Source organism: Microbulbifer sp. GL-2, assembly GCF_007183175.1.
GTDB lineage: Bacteria > Pseudomonadota > Gammaproteobacteria > Pseudomonadales > Cellvibrionaceae > Microbulbifer.
In genome coordinates this window covers 2,910,001-2,929,501 of sequence record NZ_AP019807.1, presented here as the reverse complement: position 1 = coordinate 2,929,501, position 19,501 = coordinate 2,910,001, and the positions used below count along the sequence as shown (strand labels likewise).

Here is a 19,501-nt window from a genome sequence, read left to right as displayed (position 1 = left end):
CACATCTGATTTTGCCCCGGTACTGGCAGTGCCCGGGTGAAGTCCGCCGACGAAACAGGCAGTATGTTTGCATCATTCGCCGGCTAAGAGGCCTATAAATGGTTTACGGCTGGGTGCTGGGGTTACCAAGTAGCGGATTACAATCCTGGATAATCACACGCCCCTCGAGAATATTCCCCTTGGAGTACTCGGTGAAAATGCATTGATTGGATTTGGGATCGTAATTCTCAATCCAGAGATTGTCCTCTTTCCAGGTCGCGCCAATATGCCGATAGCCATCGGGCACTGAAATACGCATTACGCCACCGAAGCGTTTCACGAAGACCTGTTCGTAGTGAAAGTAATATGCCAGCCAACCTGCAAAGAAGAAAACTGCGGCTGCAATGGCGCCGATTTTCAGGCTGCCCATGCGGCTGCCAATGAAAAGAGAAAGAATAACCAGGGCGATCACCGCCGCCCAATAGAGATAAGTAACCATGCCTGTTCTTCTACCGTGAATTTATAGGTATTACTACTGGGCAAGGGTAGCGCAGAAATGACGTAAACAAAATGGCGCCCGCATACGTCCCCTTACCCCACAGTGGCCTCAGTCTTCCGCCAGGGCCGGCAGGTTTTCAAACAAGACTAATGCCCCGGGGTTAGCGAGGGCTTCCTTGTTCTTGACCACCTTGCCATGTACCACATTGCGTACAGCCAACTCTACAATTTTTCCACTAATAGTGCGCGGAATGTCGGCCACCTGAATGACCTTGGCAGGGACATGACGCGGGGTGGTATTGGCACGAATAGTAGAGCGGATTTTTTGGACCAGCTCCTCATCCAGTTCCAGGCCTTCACGTAATACCACAAACAGCACTACGCGCACATCATCGTGCCACTGCTGGCCAATACAGATGCTGTCGAGTACTTCCTCTACCTTCTCTACCTGACGGTAGATTTCCGCAGTGCCGATACGCACACCGCCAGGATTCAGCACCGCATCTGAGCGACCGTAAATAATCACTCCTCCATGCTTAGTAATTTCCGCATAATCACCGTGCGCCCAAACACCCGGCCAGTTTTCAAAGTAGGCACTGTTATATTTGGCTCCATCGGGATCATTCCAGAAGCTGATGGGCATACAGGGGAAGGATTTGGCACACACCAGTTCGCCCTTCTCTGCTGTTATCAGTTTGCCCTCATCATCCCAGACCTCCACAGCCATACCCAGTCCACGGCACTGTAGTTCTCCGGCATAGACCGGCAAAGTCGGGTTACCCAAGGCAAAGCAAGAAACAATATCGGTTCCACCGGAAATTGAGGACAGGCAGAGATCTTCCTTAATATCCCGGTATACATAGCGGAAGCCTTCGTGAGCCAGTGGTGAACCGGTAGATAGAACCGCACGCAGCTTCTCCAGTTTGTGGCTCTCTCGCGGCTTACAGCCACTCTTCTCCAACGCCGCAATATATTTGGCGCTGGTGCCGAAAACACTGATGCCTTCTTCATCCGCCATATCCCACAGACTTTTTGCCTCTGGATAGAAGGGTGAGCCATCAAACAGTATCAGGGTAGCACCGCAGGCCAGACCACTCACCAACCAGTTCCACATCATCCAGCCACAGGTGGTGAAGTAAAATAGTGAGTCCTCACGGCGCAGGTCGCAGTGCAGGCGATGCTCTTTCAGGTGTTGCAGCAGGGTGCCGCCCACACCATGCACAATGCACTTGGGCACCCCGGTAGTACCAGAGGAGTACATGATATACAGCGGATGATCGAAGGCAGTCTGTACAAAGGCAAGTTCACGTTCGGGTGCAGCAGCTTCAAAGTCCTGCAGCAATACTGATTTGTCTAGCGGTTCTGCTGCTAGCGCTTGAGCCGTTTCCTCCTGGGAGCGAGCGACTGGCACCACCACTAACTTCTCGATAGAGCCAATACGGGCCACAATCTCGCGCAGACGCGGCAGGGAATCGATCACTTTGCCGTTGTAGAGGTAGCCCTCGCAAGCAAACAGCACTTTCGGCTCCACCTGACCGAACCTGTCAAACACGCCATTGATACCAAAATCTGGCGAGCAGGAAGTCCAAATAGCTCCGAGGCTGGTGGTTGCCAGCATTGCCACTACGGTATCGATCACATTCGGCATAAAGCCAGCCACACGGTCCCCTTCGGATACACCCTGATTGACCAGGGCCGCGGCAAGGCGCTCTACCCGGCCATACAACTCTGCGTAACTGAGTTGGCGGCGGCTGCCGTTTTCCAGACGCTCAACCAGAGCGAGCTTGTCATCGCGGTAGCACAGCAGATTCTCGGCAAAGTTGAGGCGGGCATCTGGGAACCACTCGGCACCCGGCATGCTGTCGCGGCCCAACACCCTCTTTCCCCGCGCACTGGCCTGTACTTCGGAAAAATCCCACAAGTCGCTCCAGAAGGTTTCACGCTCTTCTACGGACCACTGGTAGAGCCCACTGTAATCTTCCAGCTGCAGCTGGTGTTTCTTATTGACCAGGCGGCGAAACTCATCCATTTGGGTGGCAGAAATGGCCTCGGGGCTCGGTTGCCAAAGGGGTTTTGCGTTGTCCTTCATCTCAACAGACCTTGTAGGTTCATTATTCTCGGTGATTGTTTGACCTTCGCCAGGGCGAAAGCGGCAATCATGCCTTGCCCGACGACTTTAAACTATTTTAATCTTTCGATAGTTTATTAAAAAAAATTTAACATTCTCTAAAGCGTTTGGAGCCCCAGTGAGTGCCACCATTAAACAGCTTCGCGCCTTCGTTGTCGTTGCCCGCAGCCGCAGCCTGGCACAAGCCAGTGCCCAGTTACACACTTCCCAACCAGCACTCTCTGTGGCTATCCGCAATCTGGAGGAAGCCGCCGGAGGCCCCCTGTTCAGCCGCGATGGTCGCCAGTTAGTCCTGACACCGGAGGGGCGCGAATTCCTGCTTCGCGCCGAGCAGCTACTCCACAGCTGGGACCAGTCCCTGGATGCTATACAGCAGCGCTTTCGCCTGGAGCGGGGCCAGTTACAGCTGGCAGTCATTCCCGCCTTTGCCTTAAACCGAGCGCCCATTCTGTTGGCAGAATTCCACTTGGAGCATCCACAAATCAACATTGTGCTGGAAGATGTGGTTATGGAGCGGGTTGTCCAATCGGTACAGGAGGGACGCGCAGAGCTGGGGATTAGCTTTCGCCCAGATGACCTGGGCGGCTTGGAGTTTGTGCCCTTCGAGCGCGACCGCTTTATTGCGGTAATGCCAGCAGAACATATATTGGCGGGGAAAAAGGCTGTGCGCTGGCGTGATCTGGCTACTCACCCCTTCATATCAATGAATCGAGGATCAGCAGTGCGACGCTGGACGGATACTGCCTTTGAGCAGTGCGGGCAAAGCGCTCAGTACGTTTGCGAAGCCAACCAACTAAGCACTATCGGTCAACTGGTCAGGGCGGGTCTGGGAATCAGTGCCGTACCGAGCCTCTGCATGGTACAAATGCGGGAGTACAATTTAACCTGCCTGCCGCTTTCCGCTCCGACGGTGACGCAGGAGGTAGGTGCGCTGTTCAAAAGCCGGGGTAATCTCTCTGCGTCAGCCAGCGCTTTCCTGGAATTACTCACCCGAAGTTAGTTGCCATCGGGTGAGTTATCCTCCAGCAGACTATCAGCTACTTACTGCTGGTGGCGCGCAGCATCCAGGCAGTTTTTTCGTGAACGCTCATGCGGTCGGACACCAGGGCTATGGTGGATTCATCCTCACCCTTTTGTGCAGCCTTTAATACGTCGCGGCACGTTTTAATTACTTGCTCATGGCCCTTAGTGAGAATTTTTACCATATCCTCAGCAGCGGGAACTTCCACAACCTCTTTAATAGAGCTCAACTGTCCAAAAGCCTGGTAAGTGCCGGGCGCGGGAACGCCCAACGTGCGAATTCGCTCGGCAATATCATCCACCGCAGTAGCCAGCTCGTTATACTGCTCCTCAAACATCAGGTGCAATTCACGAAAAAATGGCCCGGTAACATTCCAATGGAAATTGTGAGTTTGCAGGTACAGAGTGTAGCTATCCGCCAGCAGGTGCTTAAGACCGCCAGCGATCTTTTCCCTATCCTTTTCACTGATACCAATATCGATTTTTTTCATTATACAAATCCTTCTTCCAAAATTTTGTCACTGAAATGGTTGTATTGCCATTCTGATAGCTTTAAGAAGTTCTCACAAGCTATCGATTTAATAGCTTATCTATATAGCTGAGCAAGGGTTATAAGGCACTACAAAGACAAGCATATTTACCCAGGGCCTATTAACACTAATTTGATTGCACTGCTAGAAACCCTATTCTCCAACCAGGCAAAGGGAGCCTAGTGTAGTGATTCTACATACACGACGGATAACGCAGTTGCACGGAAAATGGCCCCAGTCTAAACAATCACCCAAGAGGAAACACCCCCATTTTGGTGTAACCCCTCTTTCAAGGCAAACCGGAAGACTCACCGCACAGAATAATTTTTATGCCAGAAAAAATGTTGGATAATAAAACTGGTAACGATACCAAAAACACGCCACCACACTTTACGAGCTTTTAGGTATAGATGAACTGATTGAGGGCAGAAAATTTCCTTTATTACCAGTCCACGGATACAGCTACAAAGTGAAAAATCCCGGATGAAATAATATTGATTAGACACCGCAAACCGGGCAATTACTTTGACTTGGCAACTGTAGCGTCTGCAAGGCAATAGTTTCAGTTTCAATTAAATGCAGTGTATTCAAACTCGATACCGGCAGGCCTAACAGGTACTTGATGGCCTCCAGAGCCTGCATACTGCCAACCACCCCCAATGCAGGACCAATTACGCCTGCCGTAGAGCAATTTTGCGTTTCAGCCTGTTCCTGTGGTGGAAACAGGCAGGCATAGCAAGGGCCTTTTCCTTCAGAAAAGTCAAAGCTGATCAACTGGCCAGAGAAGCCCTGTACCGAAGCCATCACTACCGGACGCCTGGCCTGATGGCAGACGCGATTGATAGTGTGGCGAATTTCCAGGTTATCGGTGCAGTCCAAGACCAGGTCCACCTGCTTTACCTGTTCTCGCAACCAAGATTCATTCGCCATCTGGTTGTGGGAAAATATACGAATGGCAGGGTTGGCGGCAGACAACTGCTGTGCAGCGACCACTGCTTTGGGTTTGCCCTGATGATTGGTTTTATACAACACCTGGCGCTGTAGGTTGGAAAGGTCAATATGATCGCCATCCACCAGGTGCAGCTCACCAATACCAGCAGCAGCCAGGTACAACGCCGCCGGGCTGCCCAGACCACCGAGACCAACAATCATTATCCGCGCAGAGGTTAGTTTTTCCTGCCCTTCTTCTCCCACCTGGGGCAACATAACCTGACGACTGTATCGTTGTAGTTCTTTATTGCTTAACATGGCTCAACTTCTGCCTGCTTGTCTTCCAACAGGGCATTAAAATCAGCAACCGCCCGCCGGTAATCTTCCGCTTTGGTAATAGCACTCACCACCGCGATACTGCCGACACCAGTAGAGATCACTTCTGGAGCCCGTTGTAAATTGATACCGCCAATGGCCACCAGAGGGCAATGGGGGAAAAGTGCCGCCATACGCGCGAGCTTCTGTGCCCCCTGCAACTGCTCCGACATATCTTTGGTATTGGTCGGGTAAATAGCGCCAATGGCCAGATAACTTGGGCGGTAGCGGTGGGCCAGCAATAACTCGTAGAAACCGTGGGTACTGATACCCAGTTTCAGGCCCGCCGATTGGATTGCAGCCAGATCTGCATCCTGTAAATCCCCCTGCCCCAAATGTATGCCGTAGGCTCCGCACTCGATCGCCAGCTGCCAGTAATCATTGATAAACAGGCGCAGGTTATAGGCTCTACCGATAGCAACAGCACGCTCAATCTGCTCGCGCAGATTTCCATCTGGATTCTTTATTCGCAGTTGCAGGGTGCGTACCCCCAGCTCGGCGAGGCATTGCAACCACTCCACGGTATCCACTACCGGGTATAATCCCAGAGCTTGGGAATCTGTCACCGCAAATTCTTGAATCAATGGCCGCGTAGCATTTAGCCCGTAATCCCGCCCGCGCGCTTCGCCCGGTACCAGTACCTCCGGAAAATCTACTAACTCCATCGGCCAGCCACAGTGGCCTACAGGGCCTGCGCCTGCGCCGATATGCGCATTATCTCCGAGGCGTAGGCCACGTTGAATGTAGGCCTTGCCCACTACGCAGGCATCCCGGATTGGGTAACCTAGTGCGCGACAGGCGGCAATAGCAGAAGACAGGGTGCAGCCTGTTCCGTGAGTATTGTTACCCGAAACTTCCTGGCCTATAAACCAGTCGGCCTTTTCTCCATCCCAGAGCAAGTCGGAAATTTCGCCCTGTCGTAATTGTGTGTGGCCGCCGGTGACCAGTACTGCAGCAGTGCTCTGAGCGCAGAGTTGCTGTGCGGCTTTCAAAATGGATTCAGCATCCCCAGCACGCATCTGGGTTAGCAACTCCAATTCATGCAGATTGGGAGTTACGAGATCACATTGAGGCAATAACTGGGCCAGCACTTCAGCGCTTATATCCCCTTCAGTAAGACCTGCACCATTGGTGGCGACGGCCACCGGGTCGTAAATTACCGGTACCGGCTTGAAAGCTTTAAGCTTGCGTAAAAAATCAGCCACGACCAAAACCTGTTCAGCATTGGCTAACAGCCCAATTTTGATCGCAGCGGGAAACAAATCGCGCTGCAAAGCCTGTAATTGGGAATCCAGTGTTTCTATCGAGACCGCATTTATCGCGGCTACTTCCACCGTATTTTGTGCCGTATTGGCGGTGACCGCGCTGCAACCGTGGCAGCCAAGATCGGCAAATGTCAGCAGGTCCGCTTGAATACCCGCGCCGCCACTAGAGTCACTGCCGGCAATGGTCCAGACAATAGGTTTATCTGTCAAAGTTTGATCTCGCATAAGTATCTTAATCTGGCAGCATACTTTCAGCTTGCTGCCAGAACGGCATATCCAGGGTGGGGGTACTGGGGCTGGCGGTTTGGCGTCTGAGCATTAAGCCGGCGTTAAAGGCGGCACGCCCGGACTCCACTGCCAGCTTAAAGGCCAGCGCCATAAGAACCGGGTTCTGGGCTTTTGCGATAGCTGTATTAAGCAGTACTGCATCAAATCCCATCTCCAGTGCTTCCGCAGCCTGTGATGGTGCACCGATGCCAGCATCAATAATCAGCGGTACATCGCTCAGGCGCTCGCGCAGTGTTTGCAGATTGTATTTATTCAACAGCCCCTGGCCAGTGCCAATTGGCGCCCCCCAGGGCATTAATACCTCACAACCCACATCCAGGAGTTTGCGACATAACACCAAATCATCAGTGCAATAAGGCAAGACTTTAAAGCCGAGTTGAATTAACTCCCGCGCCGCATCCACCAAGCCAAAAAGGTCGGGCTGTAGATTGTAATCATCGCCAATCACTTCCAGTTTGAGCCAATCGGTCTGGAAAATCTCCCGGGACATTTTTGCCAGCTCTACGGCTTCCCGTGGGGATTTACAACCAGCGGTATTCGGCAATAACTGACAACCGGACTCGCGAATATAATCCCAAAAAATATTATCCTTCTGCTGTGCGGGGTTCTGTCGACGCAGGGATAAGGTAATAATTTCTGAAGATGAGGCTTGCACTGATTCGCGCATGATTGCGGGAGAGGGATATAAAGCAGTCCCTACTAAAAGGCGGCTGCTGAATGTTTTTCCGTAAATCGTTAATTGATCGCTCACTCTTAGCCCCCCACTACCGGTGCGACAATTTCAAGGCTATCACCACTCTCTACCTGAGTATTCATATATTCCGAGCGAGCAACAAAGCCACCGTTGTGCGCAACAGCAAAGGTTTCCCCGCGATATCCCAGCTGCTGTAAAAGTGCAGCGAGTTCTATGGGAGCCTCAAGAGCATGAGCTTCCCCATTGATTAATACCTGCATCAAACCACCTGTAACAGTTGTTGTGCCACCTGATTCTCGACTTGCTCTACCACTGCCGGTGCTAAAAGATAACCGTGGCGGTAAAGGCCATTCACCCGAACAAGTCCATCCTCGCTATGTATATAAGGCATATTGTCCATAGTTGCGGGACGACAATTCACGCGGGTCTCCACAATACGAGCCTCGGCGAAAGCGGGGTTGAGGGAGTAAAGTGCAGAGGATAATTCCATACTGGAGCGCACTGATATCGGAGAAAGGTCCTCACTCTCAATTTCCGTGGCACCAATTACGGTGCGACCATTACTGCGGGGCACGGCATAGAGTTTGTAACGGGGGTGTAGCAAGCGCACTGGGCGCCGTAAAACCACTTCCCGGGATTCCACTACCATCACCTCACCACGGACACCGCGCAGGCCTTCAATCTGTCCCTTGGCACCGAGACCGCGACAATCGATAATACAGTCAAACTGCTCCTGCCCCGAAACCAGGGAAATGCGCCCAGCCTCACAACTCACCTGGCTGTGCCCGCGAAGCTTCACACCACCTTGACGCAGTACACTGAGCAATATGGGCAACAGGCGGTGATTATCAATATCTGCCTCATTGCGTAGGTAGAGCCCATGTTCAAAGCTTTGCAGCCCGGGCTCCAGTTCCGCCAATGCTTTTGCATCCAGAAGTTGAATCTGCTCCCGGGCCGAATCACCCAACTTTCCCTGCAGCTCTCGCAGGAATTGTAATAACTCACTTCTATCCTTGCCGTGCGCCACCAGCACCGAGCCCGCTTTACGGTACTTCACCGTACTCCCGCTCTGCTGCTCCAGCAGCCTGGACCATTCAGCCCAAAGATCGAGACTTTGCAAACCCAGCGTATAAACCTGTTTATCACTGTGAACCAGCTCCGACAGCGGCGAGATCATTCCCGCCGCCGTCCAGCAGGCACCACCCTCTGGGGCAGTCAAGTCACCAGCTTCAAACAGTGTGATATCAAAGTCCCGCTGGCAGAGTCGCCAGGCGAGCAAACGTCCCAACAGACCACCACCGGCAATAGCTACTCTGGCTTTGGTTTCGCTTGTCACAGACCGCCTACCTCCGCAAATCCAAATAGATACTCTTCTCTCGGGGAGAGTACCCTCTCCCCTGAACGATATTCAGCCCTTGTGATAAATCTCGCTACCCATATCCTTAAATTTAATCGACATTTCTTCCATACCCTGTGCCGCTTCCTGCTTGGCTGCATAATCACGCACGTCCTGGGTAATTTTCATGGAGCAGAATTTCGGGCCACACATCGAACAGAAATGGGCGACCTTGCCGGATTCCTTTGGCAGGGTCTCATCGTGATAAGAACGTGCACGCTCCGGGTCCAAACCGAGGTTGAACTGGTCCTCCCAGCGGAATTCAAATCGGGCTTTGGATAAGGCATCGTCGCGCTTCTGCGCGCGCGGATGCCCCTTGGCCAAATCTGCGGCATGAGCCGCAATTTTATAGGCCATCAGGCCCTCTTTAACATCCTCTTTATTAGGTAGGCCCAGGTGCTCTTTGGGCGTCACATAGCAGAGCATTGCGCAGCCATAAGTTCCTATTAGCGCAGCACCAATGCCCGAGGTAATGTGGTCGTAACCGGGAGCAATGTCTGTGGTCAAAGGACCGAGGGTATAAAAAGGTGCGCCGTGACAGTGCTTCAGCTGCTCATCCATATTCTCTTTGATTTTATGGATGGCCACATGACCAGGGCCCTCGATCATGGTCTGCACATCGTGCTTCCAGGCAATTTCGGTGAGTTCGCCAAGGGTATGGAGCTCACCAAACTGGGCCTCATCATTGGCATCGGCGATAGAGCCCGGACGCAGGCCATCACCGAGGCTGAAGCTCACATCATAGGCCTTCATGATCTCGCAAATTTCCTCAAAATGGGTATAGAGGAAATTCTCCTGGTGGTGGGCGAGGCACCACTTGGCCATGATGGAACCACCGCGGGACACGATGCCTGTCATACGCTTAGCCGTGAGCGGCACATAGCGTAAAAGCACGCCGGCATGGATGGTGAAATAATCCACCCCTTGTTCCGCCTGCTCAATCAGGGTATCGCGAAAAACATCCCAATTCAGGTCTTCGGCAATACCATCTACTTTTTCCAGTGCCTGGTAAATCGGCACAGTACCAATGGGCACTGGTGAGTTTCGCAGAATCCATTCGCGGGTTTCGTGGATATTCGCCCCAGTGGACAAGTCCATCACCGTATCCGCGCCCCACTTGGTGGACCACACCAGCTTTTCCACTTCCTCTTCAATGGACGAGGTCACAGCGGAGTTGCCAATATTCGCATTCACCTTGCACAGGAAGTTGCGCCCGATAATCATCGGCTCCACTTCTGGGTGATTGATATTCGCCGGGATAATCGCGCGGCCTTCGGCGACTTCCCTGCGCACAAATTCGGGGGTGATTTGCTCGGGAATAAAAATACCGTCCCGCGCTTTTTGATATTCGCCCTCGCTCATCTCAGCGGCTAATTTGGCTCGCCCCATATTTTCACGTACAGCAACAAACTCCATCTCCGGCGTGATGATGCCACGGCGGGCATAGTACATCTGCGATACATTCAGCCCAGGCTTGGCCCGGCGTGGGCTGGGGAGATTTTCGAAGCGAATATGATCCAGTCCCTGATCCGCCATACGTTTCTGGCTGTAGGCCGCCTGACGGGAGTCCAGCAGCTCGGTATCCCCGCGAGCCTCAACCCAGCCCAGTCGTAACTTGGGCAGCCCCTCACGAACATCTACCTTAAAATTTGGCTCGGAATATGGCCCGGAAGTATCGTAGACAGTAAGTGGTTCATTCGGTTCTAGCACCGGGCTTTCAGCATCCCCACCAACCACACTGTCCCCCAGGCAAATCTGGCGAGCGCCAACTTGGATACCCGCTGTTTCACCCGGCAAATACACTTTGCTCGAATTAGGAAAGGATTGAACCGTGAGGTTCTCAAGAAAAGCTTTAGCAGAATCGCGACTGGCAGCGCGGGAGGATTTTCCGGTCTTACCGGATTGTTCAATGATCTCGGACATGCGTAACCTTAAAGCTTGGAAATTTAAAGGTCGCAGCATCCAGGGCACACACAAAGAGAAAAGCCGCCAAACTGTAAATAAAACAGGCGACTTCAGATCTTGTTCCCTACGCGGGGGTTACCCCGATCAGGTTCAACGGATCTCGCAACAGCGATCTCAGCCCACAGGCACTCCGACAAGCAGAGCGCAGTATAGTGGAAGCACAAAGATATGAACAGAAGGTCAACCAGACCCGCCTCCGATGTTACTTCAACGGCATTTGATAAAGTGCATCTGAAAGAGGAATTAAATGTTCCAGACGACAAAACTCCAACACACTTCAACTTATTCAAAACTGACCAAATGGTCGGAAGTATTCACTCCTCATGCGGTTCTACTCCGACCTACACTCCTCTGGTTCACCGATGCAGTACCAAAAAAATAATGATCTACGACGAAAGTCGGTGTGGGAGAAAACACAATGTGGAATAGATACGGAGTTGTAGCAACACTAGCTTTATGCGTTTTGTCGATACCGCCAGCAATGGCAGCCCCTTCCAAGTCAGTCGCTGCCGGTGACAGTATTACCATGGCATTCGGTGCGGACTGTACCCGAAATAAATATTTCTGGGACCTGTTTTGTCTCCTCGGTGGTGACCAGCCGGAACATTCCTGGTTTGATGGTGATGACAACTCAGTAGAGAGTATTCATGATAAATACAAAGTTAATTCACCCAATATGGTCGCCAATAAAAATGCCGCAGAGAGCGGAGCTGAAATGCGCAGTGGAGGAGATAACTTCTCCGTTCAGGCGGACCGGATTCTTTCGCAGAGTAATATAGCTGACCATGTAGAGGTCGTATTAGGTGGTAACGATATCTGTAACCGAGAATGTATCGACCCAGCCAACTGCAATGATCCGCTTTATACCGACGGTGAGTGGCGCTCTGCCATTCGTGCAGGACTCGACAAGTTGGTCGATGGCCTTCCCAGTGGCTCCACCATTCTTCTCGGCTCCGTACCCCGTGTTCAAGACCTGCGTGCTGCAGGCTTGGAAAAGCAGGCTGGAAACTCCCGGGTGGACTGTGAAAGTGTCTGGTCAACTTTTGGTATCTGTCGAATTGCTACCAATGGCGGCACTATGAACGGTGAGAGCTTTAGCACTCGCTACGATGGCATTAGTGCAGCCCAGCAGCGGTACAATGAAATACTCGCTGAAGAAGCGGAGAGCTATAACGGTACCAATGGTGTCGAGGTGGTAGCCGAGTACACTGGTGAAGATGAAGTAAATGCTGGGACTTTCCAGTTTGGTAAGGATGATATTGATGGCGGTGATTGCTTCCATCCCAGTGTCCAAGGCCAGAATATCGTGGCCGATATTCTTTGGCAGGGGAACCCAGATAAATAAATAACTATTATCTGCTCGGTGAACAAAGGGCCCGGCTGTAGCTGTTAACGGGTGGGCCCTTTAATTAAATTCTATTTCTCTTCACCAGAACTCTCTTCAAAGTAGCCAAGCTCTTCAACCACATACTGTAACCTCTGCGGCAATCCCTTACGCATAAAAGCTACATCGATTATCTGCCCACTCGCAAGCGCATCCCACAAAGCATTTTGACCACTGTGCACCCAGCTATCGTTAACTCTCAGTAATACATCATTTTCTTCAAAACCAAGTGCAGTAAAGAATTCATTATCAGCTACGCCTTCCAAGCGCATCAATTGGTATCCCTCAACTTCCAGTTCTGCCTCGGTAAATTTTGCCTCCAGTTCCTCACGCTGCTCAAGCTGCTTAGCTAACCACTCTTGACCGAGGGTCAGCACACCTGCCGGTTCAATCAGTTTTTTACCGCCGTCCCCCTGTGGCTGTTCAATACGCTGACGCAGTACCTCATCATGCTGATGCGAATAAGTTATCGGTATACTATCACCGACCTGGCCCTGGAGTGGCAGCCGCTCAAAGGTGCCATGATTATCGATAACTACATATTCACGCTTTAGGTGCTTCAGGAGCACGCCTTTGAGCAAAACTTCATCCGGTACAAAATAGCTAGCCTCATTACCTTCAACGGCTATTAATGCCCTTGACTTGCTAGATATACTTGATTCACTAATACCAACTAAAGTCAGGGGAAGGGCTGTAAGCGGAATTCTATGCTCACTTTCTTTCCTATTATTCCAAGTATGTTTTTGGGTTGAGTCTATATCAAGAGTAGCCAACTCTTTTTTTATCCAGTAAGAATATTGCTCAAATGTTCGCTCCCCCTTTAAATACAATCCATTGATAAAAACTACCGGTACATTTTTAAGACTTAACCCCAATGCTACTGCCTGGTCCTTCAGAATTTCCTCTTTATACTTCATATCCTCTATACAGGTTTCAAATCGACTGCCATCAATTGATAAACTCCTCGCTGTCTGGGAGTAGGACTTTCTACCAAGATTGGGGGTCTTTGCGTATAAGGCATCGTGATACCCCCAAAAAGCGTTCTGCTCTCCAGCACACTTGGCAGAAACAGCAGCCTTGATACCTTCTCGGTGAAATTTAAGGGGGAAGTCAAAATTCACCTGGCGAACCCAGCCAGGAAAGTCATTTAACACACGCCTCAAGGTTGGCTGAAAGGACTTGCAGTGAGGGGATTGAAAGGAGCAGAAAACAGCGATTGTTATGGGCGCCTCTGGATTCCCTCGAATAGTGCGGCCATCATAATTAAGCTCTATTCGTGGTGGCTCTGGGACAGGAAGAAAAATTTCTATTTCTTCACCATCTTTTTCTAGTGTGGTAATTAGTTCATGCAGCTTGTTGAGCCGCAATTTATGCTCCATTTCAGCAATGTCATACAAGGCAAACTGAAGCTCCTTATCCAACGCCTGTACACTGACCTCCTGGCCATCAATCCGTGCAGCTACAGTTTGTTGATCCGGCGCCTTTGTTTTTGCTGCCATTCTCACACCCTTTGAGCAACCACCATTTACACTCAAGGCGCCCAAAGTCATCAACATTACTAAAAAAATCCCTGACCGATTCACTGGTAACACTCCTTTTATCGTTTTTTTCCAATCTTACCCGCCAATGCTCATTTCATTCTCTTACAGCGAGGTTTGTCGCCATCACTTTCAAAAAATGGGAGCCAGGCAAGTTTTTTGACGCTTTAGTCAACGAATTCAGGCAGAGGAGAAGAAAGTACTTTCAGTGAAGTAAAAGAAAGTCAAGATATTAGTAAGTCGGGAAATTTCAGAAACACACTATATAAAAGTATAAAAAAGGGCCTCCCTAGCGGTCGGCCCTTTCGGGTCAAACTGCTATAACCGAGCAATTTCCGGATTCAGCTGCTGGTAATCAATCAAGACTAACCAATAACAGGATACCCAATTGACAAAGAGTGAAATAAATTAACAAGCGATCGCAAATCCGAACTTTGCCTCTCCGAAATGAATCCGAGCCGCTATTGCGGCTCGGTGGGCATCCAAATTGCTATCAGAACCCTGACTCCCGTCAGGCTAAAACGAATTAGTTAACGGTACATTTGAACTGCCAGATTTTAGTAATACCAGTATCTGAACTGCCTTCCAGAGCGGGGACATTGACCTCAACCTTTACGTACTCAGAACCTATATCCGCATCATTGGGAGCATTAATAGAGAATGCAATTCGATCTGGGCCAATTACATTGCTATTGCCAATCACGGTAGACTCTGGGGTGACTTCACAATTTTCTGACTTAGTCTTCACCGTCGTACCCTGAGGCAAGCGCCCATTGTATACGTCAGAAAGATAGAAATAAAGGTTACCCGTTCCCCCTAATGAAGTTTTAACTTCAGGTTCAGAAGAATAACCACCCTCTGCTGTAGAAAATATTCCGAAGGGCTCACTTCCCGCTACCAGAATTACGATTTCACCACGCACATGAACCAGTTCTTTAGAGCAGGCACCCTCATCCTCAGCCGCCTTGGAGCAGCTAAGGCCGTTATAAATATCATTACCCCTATCGTATTTTTCATTATCATTCAGTGGAATAAACAACTCTTCATCGCCGCCTTCTTCTGGGCAATCAGGATAACAAGCTCCATCACTTTTGGAATTCCCAAAGGCACCATCTTCATTGTGATCTATAAATGCTTCCGGTAAATCTATAAATGTTTCACCTGTGTCAAATTCCCCATTTCCATTCGCGTCAGTAAAAGTTTCCTGTCCCAGCGCATAGGCCAGAATAGTAGAGCGGCCACCATATGGTTGACCCAGAGGTTGCGGGCATGGGTAGTCACCTCTAAGCCCGGTTACAGGACATGTCGTGTTAAAAATAGTCCGAAGTGAGTGCATCAAGCCATCATCACCAAGGAATTCATAGTCAATAGGTGCTCGGGGATTCTGGCTATTCCAATCTACGGAGCAATTCCCATCAACAGTAGTACAGTAGCCAGCTATGCGCCCATACTCTGTTTTAAAGGAGATGACGGTGCCATCAGGAATCGTATTATCAGGAGTTCCGATCCGGATGGTGATTGTCGAGGTGACACCATCAACACTATCGCCACCCGGATTCTTGCTACTAGCAGATAGAGAGAATGATTCCTGATCAAGGATGGCTGCAGAAACTACTAACCCTCTGGAAAAGGCACTAAAAGAGGTCCCGTTACTATCGGTAATCGACGCTTTTACTGAAACTGGTAGAGCTACACTTCCGGAATTAACGAAGGCGCTTACTTGGCCCTCTGCATCGGTAGCTCCGGAGCTATCAACAAGAGTTACGTTTCCCTCCCCTTCCTCCAAAGAGAAGTTCACTTCAACCCCACTCATTGGTAAATCATCTTTACTGAAGACCTGAAAGCGCACTTCTGATGTTCCCTTACCTCCAGAGCCTTGGATATGGATTACCTCAGGCTCAGCACTAACAAACTCAATGGAGCCTACCTCTGGAGGCATCACAGTAAGCTGGCCGTTGGCCGATATACTTGAGTAAGCGGTTAGTACGGCAGTGATACTATCCTCACCCTCACAGCCTTGTGCTGTATATGTGGAAGTTGCCTTACCTTCTGTCGTAGTAACCGGAGAATCAAGGGAAGCAACGGCTGGTTGGCTCAAGCTACAATTACTGGAAAATACCACTTGCATCCGCTTAGTGTAGGGATTTCCATCAGGACCCTGTACGTAGACACTAATTGGCATGCTGCCCTTAGAAGACAGATCTTGAGCAGGGATCTCCAAACCACCAGGCACAAACTGCTTATTGGTGTCTAAATAGCCAAGTTGCAAAGACGGCTCTTCAATTGTGAATCTTAGAGGCGAGTAAGGCTCCTGGTCAGTACTAATACTGTCATAGGCTACAATGATCTCACCAGCACTCCCTACTCCTTGCCCTTCAACATCCAGCATTAGAGATGCAACACCACTGTCATTAGTCATCACAACTCCACTATTAGGTGTCAACTCACCCAAGGTCGTTGTGACAGTTATGTTGTCAGAAGCAACTGGATCTCCATTACCAAGCTTGACCGTCACTTGGATACGAACTGGCTCCTCTGGGTTGGGGCTTACAATCAGCTCATCCGTTCCTAAATCACGCAACTCTACATTAATAACATAAGAGGTATCCGTTTCTGGTGAAATTGGATCCGAGCCGGAACCCTCATTATCGTTATCGATACGTGAACTGTCGCCACCACAGGCGGCCAGTGAAACTACAACGGTCAACAACAGAAACCATCGCGAAACTGATTGATACAATGTAAGAAAGTGCATCTAATAATTATCCTTCAATATCATTAGCGCCCAGTGGCAATAGCCATAATCCCCAACTGGGTATGTATAGTCTTCCCCAACACGACTTAATGTGTTTTTAGCTCTCATCGACCACTCGTACAGTTAAGAAGCCAAAAGGTACCTTTTTTGTTTTGAATAAGCTTTTCTTAAAAAAAAGGTGCGCCAATGCACAAAAAGAGGCAGCGGGCGACTATCCTGAATCTTTGCACTAAAATCAAGTTTTTTACGCCTAACCTGTACGCCTGTTCAATCAAAATATGGCTTGGAAGAAAGTAAAACCAACAAAATATCTACAAAAACACCAAACTCTATTCAGCCTTTCCGTACGCATAAAACCTGGAGCAAGTTGATCCGAGCCTGAAAAACTATTTTTTTATCCACCACCACTCTCAAAGATTTTGAGAACCCTACGAGTAGTGCGGTAAAACTATTCAGATAAACTCAGTGGTGGGAGGACAGATATTAATAAATAGCAGCTGTTATTTATTTTCGTGGTAAAGGTGTGTGGGAAAAAGCCTTTATTAAAAGCGCCAGAGGTTTTCTTGGATTTTTCTGAGCGTGTATTTTTCTTATTGGATTTTCCAGCCAGATTTTTGGCTATTTTTTCTGGCGATAAATTCCAACCCAGGATCCAATTCTAATCTCTCTAGCTTTTCTGTTTTTATTATTAATTTATTTAACCGATATTTTTTATTTTTTATTTTATTAAATATTTTTTCACGCATAAAAAAAGGGCCACCCAACTGGGTGGCCCTTTCGGATTAGAAGCCTGACGATGACCTACTCTCACATGGGGAAACCCCACACTACCATCGGCGATGTTGCGTTTCACTTCTGAGTTCGGCAAGGGATCAGGTGGTTCCACAACTCTATGGTCGTCAGGCAAACTGGCTTGGGTTGGCGTTGGTCTTATAAGCAATTTTGCTTGGCCTGCCGTGTTATCGCTGTTTGCCTCGGTCATATGACCGGCGATAACCCCAAATAAGTCGGTAAAACAATCTGTAGTAATACACCGCAAGTCGATCAATTGTGTGTCTCTAACTCACAATCCGCTAGCTTGCGCTAGTCGTTAGTAACCATCTCTGTTGTATGGTCAAGCCGCACGGGCAATTAGTACTGGTTAGCTCAACGCCTCACAACGCTTCCACACCCAGCCTATCAACGTGGTAGTCTTCCACGGCCCTTTAGGGGAATCAAGTTCCCAGGGAGATCTTATCTTGAAGGAGGCTTCCCGCTTAGATGCTTTCAGCGGTTATCCCGTCCGAACATAGCTACCCGGCAATGCCACTGGCGTGACAACCGGAACACCAGAGGTTCGTTCACTCCGGTCCTCTCGTACTAGGAGCAACTCTTCTCAAATCTCCAACGCCCACGGCAGATAGGGACCGAACTGTCTCACGACGTTCTAAACCCAGCTCGCGTACCACTTTAAATGGCGAACAGCCATACCCTTGGGACCGGCTTCAGCCCCAGGATGTGATGAGCCGACATCGAGGTGCCAAACACCGCCGTCGATGTGAACTCTTGGGCGGTATCAGCCTGTTATCCCCGGAGTACCTTTTATCCGTTGAGCGATGGCCCTTCCATACAGAACCACCGGATCACTATGACCTACTTTCGTACCTGCTCGACATGTCTGTCTCGCAGTCAAGCGCACTTATACCATTATGCTCATTGCATGATTTCCGACCATGCTGAGTGCACCTTCGTACTCCTCCGTTACTCTTTGGGAGGAGACCGCCCCAGTCAAACTACCCACCATACACTGTCCTCGATCCGGGTAACGGACCAGAGTTAGAACCTCAAACATACCAGGGTGGTATTTCAAGGACGGCTCCACAATAACTAGCGTTAATGCTTCAAAGCCTCCCACCTATCCTACACAAATAGGCTCAAAGTTCAGTGCAAAGCTGTAGTAAAGGTTCACGGGGTCTTTCCGTCTAGCCGCGGGTACACTGCATCTTAACAGCGATTTCAATTTCACTGAGTCTCTGGTGGAGACAGCGTGGCCATCGTTACGCCATTCGTGCAGGTCGGAACTTACCCGACAAGGAATTTCGCTACCTTAGGACCGTTATAGTTACGGCCGCCGTTTACCGGGGCTTCGATCAAGAGCTTCGCCGAAGCTAACCCCATCAATTAACCTTCCGGCACCGGGCAGGCGTCACACCGTATACGTCCTCTTACGAGTTTGCACAGTGCTATGTTTTTAATAAACAGTCGCAGCCACCTGGTCACTTCGACCGGCCTCAGCTTAGGGAGCAAGTCCCATCACCAAAACCGGCGTACCTTCTCCCGAAGTTACGGTACCATTTTGCCTAGTTCCTTCACCAGAGTTCTCTCAAGCGCCTTGGTATTCTCTACCTGACCACCTGTGTCGGTTTAGAGTACGGTTCACTATTGCCTGAAGCTTAGAAGTTTTTCCTGGAAGCATGGCATCAACCACTTCACTCACCGAGGTGAGCTTCGTCATCAATTCTCAGCCTTAGGGACCCGGATTTGCCTAAGTCCCCAGCCTACAACCTTAAACATGGACAACCAATCGCCATGCTGGCCTAGCCTTCTCCGTCACTCCGTCGCAGCAATAGCGAGTACAGGAATATTAACCTGTTTTCCATCGACTACGGCTTTCGCCCTCGCCTTAGGGGCCGACTAACCCTGTCCCGATTAGCGTTGGACAGGAACCCTTGGTCTTCCGGCGGGGAGGTTTTTCACCTCCCTTATCGTTACTCATG

14 protein-coding genes, 2 rRNA genes and 1 riboswitch (1 of these 17 cut by a window edge) are annotated in these 19,501 nt (G+C 50.0%); of the genes, 2 read left to right on the top strand and 14 right to left on the bottom strand.

The window, feature by feature from the left end; all coding sequences use genetic code 11:
- Window positions 1–103: 103 nt before the first annotated feature.
- Both GL2_RS12770 and GL2_RS12765 read right to left on the bottom strand, forming a co-directional pair.
- The gene (locus GL2_RS12770) at window positions 104–478 is read right to left on the bottom strand and encodes a hypothetical protein (protein ID WP_143731013.1); all 375 of its coding nucleotides are present in this window, start codon (window positions 476–478) and stop codon (window positions 104–106) included.
- A 108-nt stretch (window positions 479–586) separates the two neighbouring features.
- On the bottom strand, window positions 587–2,566 hold the full coding sequence (locus tag GL2_RS12765) for an acetoacetate--CoA ligase (protein WP_143731012.1): 1,980 nt from the start codon (window positions 2,564–2,566) through the stop codon (window positions 587–589).
- Window positions 2,567–2,723: 157 nt separating this feature from the next.
- On the opposite strand from GL2_RS12765, the gene GL2_RS12760 reads away from it, so the two are divergent.
- Window positions 2,724–3,605, top strand: a complete 882-nt coding sequence (locus GL2_RS12760; protein WP_143731011.1) for a LysR family transcriptional regulator — start codon at window positions 2,724–2,726, stop codon at window positions 3,603–3,605.
- 37 nt (window positions 3,606–3,642) lie between these two features.
- On the opposite strand, the gene GL2_RS12755 is transcribed toward GL2_RS12760, so the two are convergent.
- The 7 genes from GL2_RS12755 to thiC all read right to left on the bottom strand — a co-directional run bounded on the left by GL2_RS12755 (window position 3,643) and on the right by thiC (window position 11,026).
- Complete coding sequence (locus GL2_RS12755) at window positions 3,643–4,116, bottom strand: Dps family protein (RefSeq protein ID WP_143731010.1); 474 nt, start codon at window positions 4,114–4,116, stop codon at window positions 3,643–3,645.
- A 537-nt stretch (window positions 4,117–4,653) separates the two neighbouring features.
- Complete coding sequence (locus GL2_RS12750; protein ID WP_143731009.1) at window positions 4,654–5,403, bottom strand: HesA/MoeB/ThiF family protein; 750 nt, start codon at window positions 5,401–5,403, stop codon at window positions 4,654–4,656.
- The gene (gene thiE / locus GL2_RS12745; RefSeq protein WP_143731008.1) at window positions 5,397–6,950 is read right to left on the bottom strand and encodes a thiamine phosphate synthase; all 1,554 of its coding nucleotides are present in this window, start codon (window positions 6,948–6,950) and stop codon (window positions 5,397–5,399) included. The genes GL2_RS12750 and thiE overlap by 7 nt, the downstream gene beginning before the upstream one ends.
- A 7-nt stretch (window positions 6,951–6,957) precedes the next feature.
- Window positions 6,958–7,764 carry a thiazole synthase gene (locus tag GL2_RS12740; protein WP_143731007.1) on the bottom strand — a complete coding sequence of 269 codons (807 nt, stop codon included), beginning with the start codon at window positions 7,762–7,764 and terminating at the stop codon, window positions 6,958–6,960.
- 2 nt (window positions 7,765–7,766) lie between these two features.
- On the bottom strand, window positions 7,767–7,967 hold the full coding sequence (thiS, locus tag GL2_RS12735; RefSeq protein WP_143731006.1) for a sulfur carrier protein ThiS: 201 nt from the start codon (window positions 7,965–7,967) through the stop codon (window positions 7,767–7,769).
- Window positions 7,967–9,043: a glycine oxidase ThiO gene (gene thiO / locus GL2_RS12730; protein ID WP_143731005.1), complete on the bottom strand. Its 1,077-nt coding sequence runs from the start codon at window positions 9,041–9,043 to the stop codon at window positions 7,967–7,969. Before thiO ends, thiS begins: the two co-directional genes overlap by 1 nt.
- 72 nt (window positions 9,044–9,115) lie before the next feature.
- Window positions 9,116–11,026: a phosphomethylpyrimidine synthase ThiC gene (thiC, locus tag GL2_RS12725; RefSeq protein ID WP_143731004.1), complete on the bottom strand. Its 1,911-nt coding sequence runs from the start codon at window positions 11,024–11,026 to the stop codon at window positions 9,116–9,118.
- A gap of 86 nt (window positions 11,027–11,112) precedes the next feature.
- Window positions 11,113–11,211, bottom strand: a riboswitch (TPP riboswitch).
- A gap of 275 nt (window positions 11,212–11,486) precedes the next feature.
- On the opposite strand from thiC, the gene GL2_RS12720 reads away from it, so the two are divergent.
- Entirely contained in the window at window positions 11,487–12,413 is a 927-nt protein-coding gene (locus tag GL2_RS12720) for an SGNH/GDSL hydrolase family protein (protein ID WP_143731003.1), read from the top strand.
- Window positions 12,414–12,484: 71 nt separating this feature from the next.
- Here the strand turns inward: GL2_RS12720 and GL2_RS12715 are convergent, their stop codons facing one another.
- The 5 genes from GL2_RS12715 to GL2_RS12700 form a co-directional block, all read right to left on the bottom strand.
- A complete protein-coding gene (locus GL2_RS12715) occupies window positions 12,485–13,951 on the bottom strand; it encodes a thioredoxin domain-containing protein (RefSeq protein WP_172621137.1) in 1,467 nt (488 codons plus the stop codon).
- 565 nt (window positions 13,952–14,516) lie between these two features.
- Entirely contained in the window at window positions 14,517–16,697 is a 2,181-nt protein-coding gene (locus tag GL2_RS12710) for an Ig-like domain-containing protein (RefSeq protein WP_143731001.1), read from the bottom strand.
- Window positions 16,698–17,335: 638 nt separating this feature from the next.
- The gene (locus tag GL2_RS21490) at window positions 17,336–17,491 is read right to left on the bottom strand and encodes a hypothetical protein (RefSeq protein ID WP_172621045.1); all 156 of its coding nucleotides are present in this window, start codon (window positions 17,489–17,491) and stop codon (window positions 17,336–17,338) included.
- A 42-nt stretch (window positions 17,492–17,533) separates the two neighbouring features.
- Window positions 17,534–17,649 (bottom strand): 5S ribosomal RNA (rrf, locus tag GL2_RS12705).
- 206 nt (window positions 17,650–17,855) lie between these two features.
- A 23S ribosomal RNA gene (locus GL2_RS12700) occupies window positions 17,856–19,501 on the bottom strand; it runs 1,238 nt beyond the window's last position.